The following is a 16800-nucleotide window of genomic DNA, read 5'->3' on the forward strand; positions in this document are numbered from 1 at the left end:
ATTTAACTTTTAATCCGAATAACGGGCACGAATCTCCAGAATAGCGGGCAGCTGTTCCAGGAATACATCAACAAGCTGTGGATCGAAATGTTTGCCGCGATTTTCCTTGATCAGACTGACGGCATCCTCGACGCTCCAGGCTTTTTTATACGGGCGCTCTGATGTCAGCGCATCGAACACATCCGCCAGGGCGGCAATGCGCCCGGCCTGGGGAATATCCTCTCCGGCCAGACCATTGGGGTAACCGCTGCCATCCCATTTTTCGTGATGTGACAGGGCTATCTCCCGTGCCATGCGCAGTAAATCGGAATCATCCCCATCCAGCAATTTTGCCCCGATTGCGGCATGCGTCTTCATAGTCTCCCATTCTTCCGGATCCAGCTTGCCGGGCTTGAGAAGAATCCCGTCAGGTATCCCGATTTTGCCTATATCGTGCATCGGACTGGCATTGAGTATCAGGTCGCACTGCTCTTCACTCCAGCCAACGGCTTTTGCCAGCAGCAAACATGAATGACTCATGCGTAAAATATGATTACCGGTCTCCTCATCCCGGTATTCGGCTGCCTTGCCAAGTCGTTGCACTACCTGCAATCGGGTTTCATGCAACTGCCGGGTTCGGGCCTCTACCATCTCTTCCAGTACGGACTTTTGATCGTGAACCATTTTATGCGCCTGCTGGGCATCCAGCAGGTTACGTACCCGCATCAGTAATTCGTTGCGATCGAAAGGCTTGGTGATGAAATCACGCGCACCCAGTGCCAGGGCTTTTAAAAGATGCTCCTTGCTATGTTGTGCGGTCAAAACGACGACAGGCGGCATCAGGGGATCCTGCAAGCCATTGAGCTGTTCCATGACCTGGTAGCCGTCCAGGTGCGGCATGTTGATGTCCAGCAGGATAAGATCGGGCCTTTGCGCCTGACAGGAATCGACAACCTCACGCGGATCGCTGATTTGAGTCAGCTTTGTATACCCCTGGCTTCGCAACATTTTCTCTATCAGCAAGAGATTTGCGGGCTCATCATCAACTATAAATATATTTTCTTCGTCTCTCATAATTCAGTTTCAATAAATGTCTTGTGATTTAACTGTTCAGTACAGCCCTGCCTGATCAGCGGTTTTGTTGATTATCGACAATAAAGTCGGGCTCACAATAATCAGTCGAAATTTACCCTCGATCTATTCCTTTATTCGCTCGCAAGTTTTCTAAAGATTAATGAGTTCTTTCATCCCTGCGGCATCACTTCTGTGTCTGACATTGAAATAGCCTGGCCATTATCCGTATCAGGTTCTATCAAGCAGGGATGACTTTAACAGGTCGTATTTTTCAGTCGTTTTTGACAATCACCCGCTGGCGGGCAAGATGGTACTTCTCCTGTCTGGCAACTTTCCTCATACAGGGGGCTACCCTTCTATAAGCACATATTTAGTGTGCGTTTTGTGTCAAAAATAACTTCATTATATTTCGGTTATAGAGTCGCGAACTTTAATTATGGGTTCAGTTCTCAGGCCTGTGTAAAATACAGGTTGGGATGGACAGGACGACTCTTTTATTGATCATCTATTGATCATCATTGGGATTGATGATCACCGGACTGTATAAGAATTAACCGAAGACAATTGGCGATCAGCGTGACGGTTTCCGCCGCCAGCTATCCCTGTTTAGAAACCCGGCAACCGTCACACGCAGGCCCGGGGATCTGGCGATCAGCGTCTTGTCGGGGTCCCACTCCACACGATTTGTATTAATAGATTGTGACAATGACGGGGCCAAAACGTTGGGAACGATTATTTTGTCAGAGATGGCGTTGGGACGGGATAGAAAAAGAAAATGGAGGCTGGGCCCGGAGTCGAACCGAGGTACACGGATTTGCAATCCGCTGCATAGCCACTCTGCCACCCAGCCGTATTCGCTATTTTACCGGACCTGGTCCGGGTTTACACAAAAAAACCTCGGGAGGGGCCGAGGTTTTCAGGGAATCTGGAGCGGGAAACGAGACTCGAACTCGCGACCCCAACCTTGGCAAGGTTGTGCTCTACCAACTGAGCTATTCCCGCTTGAGAGAGGCGTATTTTAGCGATACGACGCGATCTGTCAAGGTTTCGTGTCACTCCGGTTACGTCTCCCGGGTCAGACTCGGCCAGGCGGCGCGCAGGTAGAGGAACATGGACCAGAGGGTCAGGCCGGCCGAGGTATAGAGCAGCAGGTAACCGATCAGCATGGTGGGAAAACGACCTATTGGCTCCTCGAAGAGCAAAAAGACGATGGCCAGCATCTGGGCTGCGGTCTTGAACTTGCCGATGATGGAAACGGCTACTTTGGTCTGCTCGCCCACGTTGGCCATCCATTCACGCAGGGCCGAGATGGTGATTTCACGGCCAATGATCACGGCGGCCGGGATCGCCAGCAGGAACCCCGGATGCTTGCTGACCAGCAGGATCAGCGCCACGCCGACCAGCAGCTTGTCCGCGACCGGATCGAGAAAGGCGCCAAAATCCGACTCCTGTTCCCATTTGCGGGCCAGGTAACCGTCGAACCAGTCCGTGATGGCCGCCAGGATGTATATCGCGGTAAGTAAATAATGGTTGATCCCGAATAACGGCAGATAGAACACCACGATGAAAAACGGAATAATCCCGATGCGGAGGAAGGTCAGTTTGGTCGGCAGGTTCATTGCCATGGTTCAATATCCATCCTGGTGAAAGGTATCGTATATCTGCTGCGCCAGTTTGCGGCTGATGCCATTGACCGCGGCCAGGTCCTCGACCCCGGCCCGGGCGATCTCCTGCAGGCCGCCGAAGCGGTGCAGCAATTGTTGCCGGCGCCGGGGCCCCAGGCCGGGAATCTGCTCCAGCGTGGAGGTGTTACGCGTTTTCTGGCGACGTTGCCGATGGCCGGTGATCGCGAAACGGTGAGCTTCATCCCGAATCTGCTGTATGAGATGCAGCGCTTTCGAATCGGCCGGCAATATAGTTTCTTCTCCTCCGTCTGACAAGTAAAGGGTTTCAAGGCCCGGTTTGCGGCCCGGTCCCTTGGCAATCCCCATCAGTCTCACGCCGGGGATCTGCAATTCTTCCAGCACGCCACGGGCAATTTCCACCTGGCCCTTGCCACCATCGATAAACAGGATATCGGGCAGCTTGCCCTCCCCTTCACGCAGGCGTTTGTAACGCCGGGTAAGGGCCTGTTGCATGGCGGCATAATCGTCGCCCGGGGTGATGCCTTCAATATTGAAGCGCCGGTAATCCGACTTGAGCGGACCGTTGATATCAAAGACCACGCAGGAGGCCACGGTCGACTCGCCCATGGTATGGCTGATATCGAAACACTCCAGGCGCTGCGGCATTTCGTCGAGTTGCAGGGCTTCCTGCAACGCTTCGAAACGCTGCAGCTGGGTTGCCTGGCTGTTGAGCCGCAGGCTCAGGGTCTGGCGGGCATTTTGTTCGGCCATTTCAAGCCAGCGTGCCCGGGTACCGCGCACCTTGTGATGAATACTGACCCGCCGTCCGGCGGCTTCGCCCAGCGCCGTTTCGATCAGGCCCTGCTCGAGCGGGGGATGGCTGACGATCAGCTGGGCCGGAATATCGTCCTGACGGGCCAGGTAGTGCTGGGTCAGAAAGCTGCCGATCAGCGCGCTTTCGAGCTGCTCCGGTTCCAGGCCATCCAGATGCTTGGGGAAATAACTGCGGTTGCCCAGGTTGCGGCCCTGGCGAATGCTGAAAACCTGGATGCAGCCGATCCCGTCCCGGGCCGACGCGGCGATGACATCGAGGTTGCCGCTGGTGTCGCTGTCCATGTACTGCTTGTCCTGGATATGTCGCAGGCTGGCAATCTGATCGCGATAGCGGGCCGCGACCTCGTAATCCAGTTCTTCGGCCGCCCGCGCCATGCGTTCGGCCAGCGCATCGATCACCGCACTGCTTTTGCCCTCCAGGAACAACATGGCATGACGGACATCCTCGGCGTATTCTTCTTCGCTGATCAGCCCGACGCACGGCGCGGTGCAGCGCTTGATCTGGTATTGCAGGCAGGGGCGCGAGCGATTGTTATAAAAGGAGTCCCGGCACTGGCGCACGGGAAACAGTTTTTGCAGCAGGCTCAGAGTCTCGCGCACCGAGGGGGCGCTGGGGTACGGGCCGAAATAGCGCCCCTTGCCCCGCCTGGCGCCGCGATGGAACGTCAGGCGCGGGAACGGGTGTTCGGTGGACAGGTAGATATAGGGATAGCTCTTGTCATCGCGAAACAGGACGTTGTAACGCGGGCGCAGTTCCTTGATCTGGGTGTTTTCCAGAATCAGGGCCTCGCTTTCGTTCTGGGTCACGGTGACCTCGATCGCGGCAATCTGCGCCACCATCACCCGGGTCTTGGGGCTGTCCAGGTTGATCCGAAAATAACTGCTGACCCGTTTTTTCAGATCCACCGCCTTGCCGACATAGATCACCGTGCCGTTGGCATCGAGCATGCGATACACGCCAGGCCGGTTGGGCAGGCCCTTGATGAAAGCTTTGGCGTCAAAATCGGGGGTATCAGCGCTCATAAGACTATTTTAACCCCAGCGGGAACAACGGTCATCGGGGAATCCAATGCAGTCCGCCAATGAACGCAAATCAACGCCAATTATTTTATTTGCGTTCCTTAGCGTTTTTCGCAGACGGTTTTTCATATTGTCAGTTTTCATTTATGTTCGGAATAAGGGTGCGTAACACGCACCCTGCACGGCAAAATCAGGGAAAATCTGAGGGTCCCGGAGAAACCATAAAAGTCCGCCAATGAATGCGAAACACGCGAATATTGTATTTTATTTGCGTTAATTTGCGTGTTTTGCGGATAACCTGTTCACCTGAGCAACGCTATTTTTGCTCCGTCAATTTTGCGATCAGCCGGAACACGTCATGAAACATCTTTTCGGTCAGGCGGCCGGTCTGGGTGTTGTAGCGACTGCAGTGATAGGAGTCGACCAGCCAGCGCCCGTCGGGTAGCTGATAACGGGCCGCATGGCCGAATTTGTACTGCGACTGCTTCAGATCCTGCGCCTTGAGCACGGCCTTGTGGGCGATGCCACCCAGCGCCAGAATCACGCTGTTGCGCGGCAGACTCAATAGCTCCTGTTGCAGATAGCGGTTGCAGGTATTCATCTCCTCGGTGGTCGGCTTGTTCTCCGGCGGCAGGCATTTGACGGCGTTCGTAATCCGGCACTGCTTGAGTTTGAGTCCATCGTTGAGGGAAATCGACTCGGGCCGGTTGCTGTAGCCGAATTTATGCAGGGTCTGATAGAGCAAAATACCGGCGAAATCGCCGGTAAACGGTCGCCCGGTGGCATTGGCGCCATGCATCCCGGGGGCAAGACCCACGATAAGCAGTTTTGGTCTGGCACTGCCACAGGCGGCGACCGGCCGGGCATGGTAGTCGGGATAGTCGTGCCGGACCTGTTTTAAAAAATCTCTCAGGCGGGGACAACGGCGACATTCGGGATCGAATTGTTCAGAGTTCGGGCGGGAGGACATGCGTAATTCAACCTGGGACGACGGGTAACAACCGGGCTATTGTAGCGTGTTTTGCCCCACCTCGTTACTGGATCTGGCTGGATTCGATCACCCCGTGCAGCATGGCCAGTCGGGCCAGCTCGATATCACTGTGTACGTCCAGCTTGGTATAGAGCCGCTGGCGATAGGTACTGACGGTTTTGGGACTGAGACAGAGCTTGTCGGAAATGACGGAGACTTTGTGACCATTCATCAGCATCATCAGCACCTGCAGCTCGCGTTCGGAAAGATTGTCGAATGGGGAACCGGACTCGTGTTCGGGAAACTGGGAAAGCGCCAGCTGTTGCGCAATCTCGGGGGTAATATAATGTCGTCCCTCCATCGTTTCATGAATCGCGTGGCTGATTTCATCCACCCGGGCACCCTTGGTCAGATAACCCGCCGCGCCGGCTTTGAGCAAACGTTGAGCAAACATATCATCCTGATGCATGGTCACGATGATAATACGCAGGCCCGGTTTGTTGCCGAGCATTTTCCGCGTGGCTTCGAGTCCGCCGATGCCGGGCATATTAATGTCCATTAACACGACATCGGGATTGAGAGTGGCCGTCATCTGAATCGCTTCTTCGCCGTTAGTGGCCTCACCGAGAATCTCGAACTCAGCGATATCTTCAAGCAACCGGCGAACGCCGGTACGAACCAGTTCATGATCGTCCACCAGGAGGATTTTTATCATGTGATATGCCCCCACCCTGCTTCTGGAAATTATTATTATTGAACCGGAATGTAACTCAAACACCGGAAAATGAGTAGCCCTTTTCGGGCAAGTGGTGCAGCGCCGGGATAATTATCCCATGTCAAAAATATGGTCTATGGGCGTATTCCAGATACATAAGATGACAACAGCTCGAGGAACTACCGGCTCATCAGCCCGGTATCAGGACTTACTCCGCTTTGCGTTCAGCCAGAGCCCGATACAACAGGGGCTCGGGGGTCCGATCAGGTCATTCCGATTCTGGCCATCCTCCCTCGATTGTTGTTATAAAATACAGGCAACGCGAAAAACTGAAACCACACACTATAACAATGCCGAATTGCACAGGCATTACGTTATATCAATGCCCGCATTGAAAATGATGAGCTATACTGCGAGCAGTTTTACCCGAATACCAACAGGAGTGACTATCATGAATACGACCTCTGAGTTTGAGAGGGCTATCAAGGACCCCACCCTGGTTTATCGACGCCCCGCGGACGTTCTGGGCGATCCTCACCTCAGTGACGAACAGCGCCTGCAGATACTCAAACGCTGGGATCAGGACCAGCGTGAACTTCAGGTGGCCCAGGAAGAAGGTATGTCTGGTGGTGAAGAGAATATTCTCAAAGAGATTCTGGATGCCATGGAGAAACTCGACGTTCATCCCGATACACGGGAAGCTCCGACCAAGCACGGTGGTTCTATCGACTGAACCGTCACTTATCCACTCTCTTTATATATCAAAGTGATCCAGTTGCTGCAGACTAACCGATGTCCACCCCGGCGCGTATTCTAGAACCCGGGCGGAACTGCTGGCGGGTTTGTCGTGCCGAGCGCATCGCATTTTTGATCGACGGTGCGGATTATTTTCATGCCCTGCATTCGGTATTGCCGCAAGCCAGACAGCAGATACTCATCTCATCCTGGGATATTTACAGCGAGATCCGACCCGGTGCCTTGCAGGGAGACAAACGCAGCCTGGCCGAGATACTGGACAGACAACTGCATAAGCACCGGCATCTGCATGTTTACATGCTGAACTGGGATTTCTTCCGCCTGCTGAACATGCAACGCGAATGGTTGCCGAGTTATAAATTCGGCTGGAATACCCATCCGCGTCTGACATTCAAACTCGACAGCCAGCATCCACCGGGAGCCTCTCACCATCAGAAATTCGTGGTGCTGGACGAGCGTCTGACTTTCGTGGGAGGGCTGGATATTACCCGTGGTCGCTGGGATACCCCGGCCCATCATCCGCACGATGCCCGGCGCAAGCAGGTCGATGGCACGCTCGGACGTCCTTATCATGATGTGCAAATTGCTCTTGAGGGGGAAGTTGCTTCAGCGCTGGCGGACCTGTTCCGCGAACGCTGGCGCCGGGCCACCGATCAGGAATTCAAACCCCTGGATGAAGCGGCCTCATCCCTGTGGCCCCCGGCACTGAAGCCGGACATGCAACAGGTTGACGTGGCCATCAGCCGGACACAACCGGCCTATGACAATTATCCCCAAGTCCGGGAAGTCGAGCAATTGTATCTTGATGCAATCACCGCTGCGCAGGATTTTATCTATATCGAGAATCAGTTTTATACCTGCCCCCGAATTAATCAGGCCCTGATCCAGCGACTGCTGGAAGAGGATGGACCACAAATAATTCTCAACCTGCCTCTGGAGACCGAAGGCTGGATATCGCAGAACTCCCTGGATATTATACGCGTCCGGCTGCTACAGGATTTGCGCCAGGCTGATCAACATGGTCGCCTGGCGATTTACTATCCCTGGAAAAAAGAGCTGGAGACCATTCCGCTTAACCTGCATGCCAAGGTCATGGTAGTCGATGACCGCTTTGTCCGCATCGGCTCTTCCAACCTTAATAATCGCTCTATGGGACTGGACACCGAGTGCGATATCTCGGTGGAGGTCAATCATGACGATATTAAATCAGGACACGCGATACGCCGTTTTCGCCAGAGATTGCTGAGCGAGCATCTGGACACCTCTCTTGATGAGGTCGAAAAGAGTGAACAGCAACAAACCGATCTGCTCACCTCGATTGAAATATTACGTAAACAGAGTACCGATCGGTGCCTGATGCCTCTGGAGCCGGTTTTACCCGAGTACGAGCAAGGCGTATTGACAGACATCGAACTCGTCGATCCCGAACAACCCATCAATCCGGAAAGTCTGCTCTATCACTATATACAGGGCAAAAGATCCTTGTTGCCCGGCAAACGGATATTAACCTGGCTGGCAGCAATTCTACTGTTTTCCACTCTGGCTGCTGTGTGGAATTTCACTCCGATGGAACAATGGATGGAGGTGGAGCGCGCCACGAGCATCATAGAAACATTACGTAAATACCCTTTCTCTATTATTTTTATAATAGCCGGGTTTGTCATTGCATCCATGCTGATGGTGCCGGTCACACTGTTGATCGTCGCCTGTATTATTGTGTTTGGCGCTTTGTGGGGTGCCGTCTATGCGCTGACCGGAGCTTTTTTCAGTGCCGTACTGACATACCTGCTGGGCAGCCTGATGGGGAAGGACGCACTCAGGGGGCTGGCGGGTGGACGGGTCAATCGCGTCAGTCAGCGCCTGGCTCGCCACGGTGTCATAGCCATCATGTTCGTCCGTATTGTGCCGGTTGCCCCCTTCACAGTCATTAATCTGGTGGCCGGGGCATCACATATCCGTCTGCGGGAGTACATGCTTGGCACGGTATTCGGCATGGCGCCCGGGATCACGGCGATTGCCCTGCTGACCGACCGCATCCGGGCGACTATCACCGAACCGGAGATTTCGACTCTCCTGTTACTGCTACTGGTAATAGTGGCTATGCTGGGCATGGGCTACCTGTTGAACCGGCTTATGCGGCGACATCATATAGAAGAGTGAGTCCGGCTTCTTCGATGCGCAAAGCCGGTTACAACATTCCGTCCTGCATTGGTGACGATGGTTGTCATCGAGCAGAGTGTCGCCATCAGGTGCTGCAACAGCTGCTTTCTCCGGTGACTGGCTCGCGGGTGATCGAAAGCGGGGCTGCACATCACGGGCTTCTGGGGCCCCTATCGAGTACTCCAGGTCTTTTCTTTCCCGGACCCGGGACCCTGTTCCGTGTTTTTCCCGACAAGTGGTTACCATAAACCGGAAAAGGGACACGCTCACCCGGCTAAATAGGTATTCCGAATACCAGTACAGAGAGATTGCTTCGTCACGTTGTTCCTCGCAATGATCTCTCTATTTTTGGTCATTGCGAGCGAAGCGAGGCAATCTTTTGAACAAAATGATCTGGTATTCGGAACACCTATTTTGCACACAGGACATACAAATAAACAACTTGAACTCCAGGTCCCGAGGTTAACAAACGTATGATTGAAACCCTGTTAAGAGACCTGCTCTCCGATGGCCGATTGTTGTCGATCTGGCTTGTTATTGTAGTTGTATCACTGCTGTTTCTGCTCCGGGACTTCAAAAAATATAATGATCATATTGACTCATTAATGAAGGTTGTCTGGTTTTTGACCGTCACCTACTCCGGACCCATTGGATTGTGGCTCTACTTTACCACTGGCCGCAAACAGATCCGACGTGACTCGGTGTGGCGACAGGGTGTTCGCTCTCTCGCTCATTGCTATTCGGGCTGCGGTGCCGGTGAAGTTACCGGGATTGTCATCGCCGCGGGGTTGTTAACCCTGGGCAACAATGCCGTAGCCCTGATTACTTTTGCGTTCGCCTATATTTTTGGTTATGGATTGACCTTCGGCCCCCTGGTGCAGGCTGGCATACCCATCAAGCGCGCCTTGATAGACACCTTTTATTCCGACACCCTGACCATTGCCGTCATGGAAGTGACGGCGATTTCGCTGGATATCTGGCTGGCTGCTGACGCTACCATGGGGGAACCGTTGTTCTGGGGATCGTTGATATTTTCACTCAGTATCGGACTTGTTGCGGCCTACCCGGTCAACGTCTTGCTGGTTCACTTTGGTGTCAAAGGTGGCATGGGCGATCCTCGCGATACACAATCCAGCCATGCACATCATCATTGAGCCGAAGTTACTCCCGGGACAGTTGTTCCAGTGTTTCAAGATCGCAGGTGAATAGTGACTCGGAATTATTTTCGATCGGATCGAGGACCGACTCGCGCTTGAATTCGGCAATCACGCGGCTGACACTTTCAGCCGTCACCCCCAGAATCTCCGCCATTTCGTCGGTGGTCAGTAACTCGACAACATGCGGTCCTGTTTCGGATTCAAAATCCGCCAGAAAGCGCAACAGGCGAGCTACCCTTCCCTTGACGCTACCGGTGGAAAACTCGGTAATCCAGGTGTCGGCATAATTCAGATACTCATGCCAGTGCTCGAGTAACCGATTATATAAACGTGGCTCGTCTTCTTTCCATTGCTGGAAGATGTGATGCGGTATTTTATAGATAGCGACCTCATCAATGGCAATCGCCGTGTGTTCGTGCTCATCACCCATTAATCCTTCCATACCGATCAGCGAGCCGCGTTTATGCAATCGCACTATCCGACTGCGGCCATTGGGCAGATGGCTAATCAGCTTGAGTCTTCCCTGGCGCACGAGAAATAACAGATGGCTTCCCTCGCCGCCATGATAAATCACTTCCCCCGACTGATAGGTGACCTGGCTGATCGATTCCAGTAGACGGGGTTGGTCGGCCAGTATCTCGCCATCCAGAAACCCCAGCTTGCTCAATTCTGTTTGCAGCTGGCCCTGCTCATTCAGCGGTGATTCCGGATCCCTTTCTTCAGTTTTCAGCACGTTGATAAATTCCTTCAGTAATTTAAGTCTCAGATATAAGCGGATAAAAAAATCATCCTTCCCGGCGGGTTTTTCAACCATAAAAACTTTATTGAGAATTTTCAATGCAAATAAATCCTGTAAGTGTAAGTTTATAAATCAAGACAGAGCGAAAAATACCGCGGATCAAAAAGTAATACCTAAAGGAGGTTTTATGAGCTGGAAGCAAATAGAAGGTAAATGGCGTGAATTCGTCGGGTCAGCGAAACAGCGCTGGGCCAAACTGAGCGACAGCGACCTGGCCGAATGTGAAGGCAACCGTGACAAGCTGGTCGGCAAACTGCAGGAGCTCTATGGCCTCAGCGCGGACCAGGCTGGCGAGGAAATCGCCCACATCGAACAGCACCTGCGCGAAGGTCAGGAAGGCGGCAAACGCATGTATGGTGGGCAATAATAAACAGGGGCCAGGGACCAGGTGCTCGCCTGGTTACTAGCCCCTGGTACCTGGAAACTAAAAAGGCCCCAACGGGGCCTTTTTTAATATGGTGGAGAGGTAGGGATTGTCTCGTGGCCTTCCCTGGCCCCTCGCCCTTCGGGCGCCGTCGCTATCGCTCCGGCGACCAAATTTGCTGTCCTGCAAATTTGTCGAACCTCGGGGTTCTCATCAAAGCGTCCTTCATCACCAAAATAAAAAAAGGAGGCACAAGGCCTCCTTTTTTTATTTGGCGGAGAGGGAGGGATTCGAACCCCCGGACCGTCGCCGGTCAACGGTTTTCAAGACCGCCGCTTTCGACCACTCAGCCACCTCTCCAAAACACAGTTACGAGGTACGAGGTTTTACTCGTCACTCGGCCCTCCGGCCCTCGTCCCTTTATTCGAGGGGGCGAAGAATACCCTATGAAAGGCCAAGTTTCCAGAGGGGCGGGGACCTGAAATCGGGGACAATAGCTTGATATCGGGAACTAATCAGGTATCCTGTAGTCTATTAGTCAGGTTTGAATTCTACATTTAAGGATGGGTTAAAATGTATCAAGAACGCACTGCTACCCGACCGCTTGAGTCGGCGTTTGAGACCAACAAGGTATTACGCAATACCTACGCCCTGCTGTCCATGACCTTGCTCTTCAGTGCTCTGATGGCAGCGATCAGTGTGGTCTCGCAGGTTTCTTATGGTATCGGGCTGATCGCGACGATTGCCGCGATTGTGATGCTCTGGTTCGTCCTGCCACGTACCGCCAATTCGGCCACCGGGATTCCGGTCATTTTCGCCATCACGGGGCTGCTGGGCTTCGGGCTGGGGCCGGTTGTGGGCTATTACCTGGCCGCCAACCCGACGATTGTGATGACCGCGCTGGGTGGTACCGCCGTGATCTTCCTTGGCCTGTCCGCCTATGCGCTGACCACGCGCAAGGACTTCAGCTTCCTGGCGGGTTTCCTGTTTGTCGGCTTTTTCGTGGTCCTGGCCGCGGCGCTGGCGAATATCTTCCTTGAGATTCCGGCCCTGTTTCTGGCCGTGAACGCCGCCATCGTCCTGATCATGAGCGGTTTTATCCTGTTCCAGACCTCCTCCATTATTCATGGCGGTGAAACCAACTACATCATGGCCACGGCAGGGATTTTCCTGTCACTGCTGAACATGTTCCAGGCGCTTCTGCACCTGCTGGGCGCGTTCGGCGGCAACGACTGAGTCGCTTGCCCGAGCTGTGCTAAAAGCCCCGAAATATCGGGGCTTTTTTTGGTCTGAAACAGGCCCCGGACGGTGAGAAAATAACCGTTCCAGGCGGATTAACAAGGAGGCTTCAAATGGGCTGGGAAAAAATCGGCACCGCAATTTTGCTCGGTGCCATGCTGATTTTCATCTTTCCGCGCATGCGTCATGCGCTCAACAACGCCCCCAAGGGGACCGCCGAGGACTGGAAGGGCTTTCTGTTGCCCATCGCCCTGGTCGTGGGCTTCGTGGTGCTGCTGATTCTCCTGGTTAAAGGTTAATCATCATCTATCCCAGTTGCTGCAGCCCGCCCATATAGGGTTGCAGTGCTGCCGGGACGGCGACCCGGCCGCCCGCGTCCTGATAGTTTTCCAGAATCGCCACCAGCGTGCGCCCGACCGCCAGGCCGGAGCCATTAAGGGTGTGTACCAGCTCGGGCTTGTTCGTCCCGGGGTTGCGCCAGCGGGCCCTGAGCCGGCGGGCCTGGAAGTCTTCGAAGTTGCTGCAGGAGGAGATCTCGCGATATTTGCCCTGCCCCGGCAGCCAGACCTCCAGATCGTATGTCCGCGAGGCGGAAAAGCCGATATCCCCCGTACACAGATCGACCACCCGGTACGGCAGTTCCAGTCGCTGTAACACCGCTTCGGCATGGCCGGTAAGCTCCTCATGGGCGGCCAGCGACTCCGCCGGGCGCACAACCTGCACCAGCTCCACCTTCTCGAACTGATGCTGGCGAATCATGCCCCGGGTATCCTTGCCGTAGGAGCCGGCCTCACTGCGAAAACAGGGCGTATGCGCCACGTATTTGCGCGGCATGAATTCGTCTTCAATGATGACATCGCGCACGATGTTGGTCACCGGCACCTCGGCGGTGGGAATCAGGTAAAAGTCCTGCTCATGATCCAGCTTGAACAGATCTGCCTCGAATTTGGGTAACTGGCCGGTGCCGCGCAGACTTTCCGCGTTGACGATATACGGCACGTAGGTTTCGGTATAACCGTGTTCGCGGGTGTGCAAATCGAGCATGAACTGGATCAATGCCCGGTGCAGCCGGGCGATACCGCCGCTCATGACGGCAAAGCGGGAACCGGTCAACCTGGCGGCGGTATCAAAGTCGAGCCCGCCGATCTGCTCGCCCAGATCCACATGATCTTTTGGATCAAAACCGAATTCGCGCGGCTTGCCCCAGCGGCGGAGCTCCAGATTATCGTTTTCATTCCTGCCGTCGGGAACATCGGCCTGCGGGATATTCGGGATGCCGAGCAGAATCGTATCCAGTTGCTGCTGGATCTCCTGTAGCTGCGTTTCGGCCGCCTTCAGCCTGTCACCCAGATCGGCCACAGCTTCCAGGATCGGCGCGGCATCCTCGCCTTTGGCCTTGGCCTGGCCGATGGCTTTGGAGCGGGTATTACGTTCGGCCTGCAGCTCCTGGGTCTTTACCTGCAGTTGCTTGCGCTGCTCTTCCAGCGACTCGATCGTTTCGGTCTCCAGTTGATAACCACGGCGAGCCAGTTGCGTGGCACAGCCTTGCAAATCATTCCGTAAGCGTTTGGGATCCAGCATAGAAAACCTTTTGTTTATTGAGCATTGACCCGGGCATCCCAGGTGACGATATGGCCGGGTTTAATAAATTCATTGAGATGTTCCACGATCAGCCCGGCTTTCTCCGGTGTATCGAAAAACTCGACGACGATGGGCGAATTGAGTGACAAATCGAGCAAACCGGAGTGATGTATCTCGCCGGATTCCCCGAATCCGGAAATCCCGCGAAACACGGTTACGCCACTGGCTTTTTCCCAGTCATGCAGACGCCGCACCAGGGTGTCGAGCTGGGCCTCGCCTTCGGTCAGATAGATTCTGACCATGGTGACCGCTGTGTGATTCATACCTGACGTCCTCCCAACATTCCCAGCCACGCGGCAAACAGGCAGAGCGTAACACTGAGCAGGATATTCAGCCCCGCCCTGAGCAAAGCGCCGTTTTCAATCAGATTCAGTGTTTCCAGTGAAAAGGTCGAAAACGTGGTAAAGGCTCCCAGCAAACCAACCAGTAACAGCGCCCGCCATTCAGGCCCCAGGCTGGCCCGCTCAAGCAATATAATATAAACAAAGCCCATCAACAGCGAGCCCAGCACATTGACGCTCAGCGTGCCGTAGGGAAAATCGCGCCCCAACAGTTGATGGACGCCACCGGAGAGCGTAAACCGCAGCACCGAACCAATGGCACCGCCCACGGCAATGGCCAGAATCTGCAACACCCAGGAATCTCCGGAATGAAAAGGCGCATGATAATCAAAATCCGACAGCCCGGCAAAACCGCTATCGTGGTCCCAGGCCGAGGGTCACGCTTGCTGTGTCACCACAGGGCGCACCGAAGTCACTGAATACTCCGGAAACACCTGAACAGGGGTTCCGTATACAAGCCCGGAGAGATTACTTCGTCACTTTTTCCTCGCAATGACCTCTCTATTTTTAGTCATTGCCAGTGAAGCGAAGCAATCTTTCGAACAAAGTGATCAGCTATTCTCAGCCCTTGATTCAAACGCTACAGACTGGCCTTGCGATGTTGCCAGTGCCTTCGGTGTGTTCGGTGATCACTCTGGCACTGAACTATTACGTCCCACTCAATCCGATCCACGCGCTTTTTTGTCCAGCTCGCGCAAATGGGCCAGCTTCTCGGCGATCTTGATCTCCAGACCACGATCCACCGGGTAATAATAGCGCCGTTCACCGAAGCTCTCGGGGAAATAGGTCTCACCCGCCGCGTAGGCTTCGGGTTCATCATGGGCGTAACGATAGGCCTTGCCGTAGCCCAGCTCTTTCATCAAACGGGTCGGCGCATTACGCAGATGAATGGGAACCTCGTCCGAACCGCCCTGCTGGACATCTGCCCGGGCCTGATTGAAAGCGGTATAGACCGCATTGCTCTTGGGCGCGCAGGCCATAAAAATCACCGCCTGGGCGATGGTCAGCTCTCCTTCGGGGCTGCCCAGTCGATCCTGCACATCCCAGGCATGCAGCGCCATCGTCAGCGCGCGCGGATCGGCGTTGCCGATATCCTCACTCGCCATGCGCACCACCCGCCGGGCGATATACAAGGGATCGCAGCCCCCGTCGATCATGCGCACGAACCAGTACAGGGCGGCATCCGGATCAGAACCGCGCACGGATTTATGCAAGGCGGAGATTTGATCGTAAAAGGCTTCGCCCTGCTTGTCGAAACGACGCATCCCGCTGCCCAGCACTTCCGCCAGGGTCTGCTGCGTAATCCGGGCACGACCATCGACTTCCTCGGCCAGCTCGGACGCAATCTCGAGTAAATTGAGCGCACGCCGGGCATCGCCATCGGCCGCCTCGGCCAGTCGCTGCAGCAGTTCGGGGGCAATTTCCAGGTGCCACTGCGCCAGCCCGCGTTGCCCATCAGCCAGTGCCCGTTGAACCACCTGCAGAATGTCGTCACTGTCCAGTGCCTTGAGCACATAGACCCGGGCCCGCGATAACAGGGCATTGTTCAGTTCAAAGGAAGGGTTTTCGGTAGTGGCGCCGATGAAAGTGACGGTGCCGTTTTCCACATAGGGCAAAAACGCATCCTGCTGGGATTTGTTAAAACGATGTACCTCGTCGACAAACAGCACACTGGGCCGGTTCTGTTGTTGCTGTACCTCCCGGGCCCGGGCTATAGCGGCACGGATCTCCTTGACGCCGGAGAGTACCGCCGAAATGCTGAGAAACTGTGCATCGCAATAACGGGCGATCATCCGCGCCAGCGTGGTTTTACCCGTGCCGGGCGGACCCCAGAAAATCATCGAATGCAACTTGCCCGATTCGATGGCCTGACGCAGGGGTTTGTTTTGTGCCAGTAAATGGCCCTGCCCGGCGATCTCCTCCAGTGACTGCGGCCGCATGCGATCCGCCAGCGGCCGCCAGGCCAGTTCAGTGCCGGACTGATCGCTCTGGCTGTCGGAATGGAACATATCGGGGGTGTCGGGCATCGTCAATCAGATCGTTGTGGAGCCATTACGACTTATTAGCCGCGTTAAGATCATTCAATCACCGAAACAGTTAAATAAACAATTTATTTGCTGATAATC

At 54.6% G+C, this 16800-nt stretch carries 16 protein-coding genes and 3 tRNA genes; 6 read left to right on the forward strand and 13 right to left on the reverse strand.

The window, feature by feature from the left end:
- Positions 1-9 precede the first annotated feature (9 nt).
- The 7 genes from R6U90_RS00295 to R6U90_RS00325 all read right to left on the reverse strand — a co-directional run bounded on the left by R6U90_RS00295 (position 10) and on the right by R6U90_RS00325 (position 6217).
- Positions 10-1053: an HD domain-containing phosphohydrolase gene (locus tag R6U90_RS00295; RefSeq protein ID WP_410350660.1), complete on the reverse strand. Its 1044-nt coding sequence runs from the start codon at positions 1051-1053 to the stop codon at positions 10-12.
- A gap of 776 nt (positions 1054-1829) precedes the next feature.
- A tRNA-Cys gene (locus tag R6U90_RS00300) sits at positions 1830-1903 on the reverse strand.
- 76 nt (positions 1904-1979) lie between these two features.
- Positions 1980-2055, reverse strand: a tRNA-Gly gene (locus R6U90_RS00305).
- Between the two features lie 59 nt (positions 2056-2114).
- Positions 2115-2672: a CDP-diacylglycerol--glycerol-3-phosphate 3-phosphatidyltransferase gene (gene pgsA / locus R6U90_RS00310; protein ID WP_410350753.1), complete on the reverse strand. Its 558-nt coding sequence runs from the start codon at positions 2670-2672 to the stop codon at positions 2115-2117.
- Between the two features lie 9 nt (positions 2673-2681).
- The gene (gene uvrC, locus R6U90_RS00315) at positions 2682-4535 is read right to left on the reverse strand and encodes an excinuclease ABC subunit UvrC (RefSeq protein ID WP_410350661.1); all 1854 of its coding nucleotides are present in this window, start codon (positions 4533-4535) and stop codon (positions 2682-2684) included.
- Between the two features lie 313 nt (positions 4536-4848).
- Positions 4849-5502, reverse strand: a complete 654-nt coding sequence (locus tag R6U90_RS00320; protein ID WP_410350662.1) for a uracil-DNA glycosylase — start codon at positions 5500-5502, stop codon at positions 4849-4851.
- 64 nt (positions 5503-5566) lie between these two features.
- Positions 5567-6217, reverse strand: coding sequence for a response regulator (locus R6U90_RS00325; protein WP_410350663.1), 651 nt, complete (start codon positions 6215-6217; stop codon positions 5567-5569).
- A 451-nt stretch (positions 6218-6668) separates the two neighbouring features.
- On the opposite strand from R6U90_RS00325, the gene R6U90_RS00330 reads away from it, so the two are divergent.
- From R6U90_RS00330 to R6U90_RS00340, 3 genes are all read left to right on the forward strand, one after another.
- Positions 6669-6950, forward strand: coding sequence for a hypothetical protein (locus R6U90_RS00330; RefSeq protein ID WP_410350664.1), 282 nt, complete (start codon positions 6669-6671; stop codon positions 6948-6950).
- Positions 6951-7009: 59 nt separating this feature from the next.
- Complete coding sequence (locus tag R6U90_RS00335) at positions 7010-9133, forward strand: VTT domain-containing protein (protein ID WP_410350665.1); 2124 nt, start codon at positions 7010-7012, stop codon at positions 9131-9133.
- A 473-nt stretch (positions 9134-9606) separates the two neighbouring features.
- Positions 9607-10287: a DUF4396 domain-containing protein gene (locus R6U90_RS00340; RefSeq protein WP_410350666.1), complete on the forward strand. Its 681-nt coding sequence runs from the start codon at positions 9607-9609 to the stop codon at positions 10285-10287.
- A gap of 7 nt (positions 10288-10294) precedes the next feature.
- Here R6U90_RS00340 and R6U90_RS00345 read toward each other — a convergent pair whose 3' ends face one another.
- On the reverse strand, positions 10295-11023 hold the full coding sequence (locus R6U90_RS00345) for a Crp/Fnr family transcriptional regulator (protein WP_410350667.1): 729 nt from the start codon (positions 11021-11023) through the stop codon (positions 10295-10297).
- Positions 11024-11216: 193 nt separating this feature from the next.
- On the opposite strand from R6U90_RS00345, the gene R6U90_RS00350 reads away from it, so the two are divergent.
- On the forward strand, positions 11217-11456 hold the full coding sequence (locus R6U90_RS00350) for a CsbD family protein (RefSeq protein WP_410350668.1): 240 nt from the start codon (positions 11217-11219) through the stop codon (positions 11454-11456).
- Between the two features lie 269 nt (positions 11457-11725).
- Here the strand turns inward: R6U90_RS00350 and R6U90_RS00355 are convergent.
- Positions 11726-11813: transfer RNA gene (locus R6U90_RS00355), tRNA-Ser, on the reverse strand.
- 213 nt (positions 11814-12026) lie between these two features.
- Here R6U90_RS00355 and R6U90_RS00360 point away from each other — a divergent pair.
- Both R6U90_RS00360 and R6U90_RS00365 read left to right on the forward strand, forming a co-directional pair.
- A complete protein-coding gene (locus tag R6U90_RS00360; RefSeq protein WP_410350669.1) occupies positions 12027-12689 on the forward strand; it encodes a Bax inhibitor-1/YccA family protein in 663 nt (220 codons plus the stop codon).
- A gap of 116 nt (positions 12690-12805) precedes the next feature.
- Positions 12806-12991: a hypothetical protein gene (locus R6U90_RS00365; protein WP_410350670.1), complete on the forward strand. Its 186-nt coding sequence runs from the start codon at positions 12806-12808 to the stop codon at positions 12989-12991.
- A gap of 7 nt (positions 12992-12998) precedes the next feature.
- On the opposite strand, the gene serS is transcribed toward R6U90_RS00365, so the two are convergent.
- The 4 genes from serS to R6U90_RS00385 form a co-directional block, all read right to left on the reverse strand.
- Complete coding sequence (gene serS, locus R6U90_RS00370) at positions 12999-14273, reverse strand: serine--tRNA ligase (RefSeq protein WP_410350671.1); 1275 nt, start codon at positions 14271-14273, stop codon at positions 12999-13001.
- Between the two features lie 14 nt (positions 14274-14287).
- The gene (locus tag R6U90_RS00375; protein ID WP_410350672.1) at positions 14288-14596 is read right to left on the reverse strand and encodes a DUF190 domain-containing protein; all 309 of its coding nucleotides are present in this window, start codon (positions 14594-14596) and stop codon (positions 14288-14290) included.
- Positions 14593-14967, reverse strand: a complete 375-nt coding sequence (crcB, locus tag R6U90_RS00380) for a fluoride efflux transporter CrcB (protein ID WP_410350673.1) — start codon at positions 14965-14967, stop codon at positions 14593-14595. Before crcB ends, R6U90_RS00375 begins: the two co-directional genes overlap by 4 nt.
- Before the next feature lie 366 nt (positions 14968-15333).
- Positions 15334-16683: a replication-associated recombination protein A gene (locus R6U90_RS00385; RefSeq protein WP_410350754.1), complete on the reverse strand. Its 1350-nt coding sequence runs from the start codon at positions 16681-16683 to the stop codon at positions 15334-15336.
- Between the last annotated feature and the right edge of the window lie 117 nt (positions 16684-16800).

The sequence above is a fragment of the Thiohalophilus sp. genome (assembly GCF_046483665.1).
Classification (GTDB): Bacteria; Pseudomonadota; Gammaproteobacteria; order UBA6429; family Thiohalophilaceae; genus Thiohalophilus.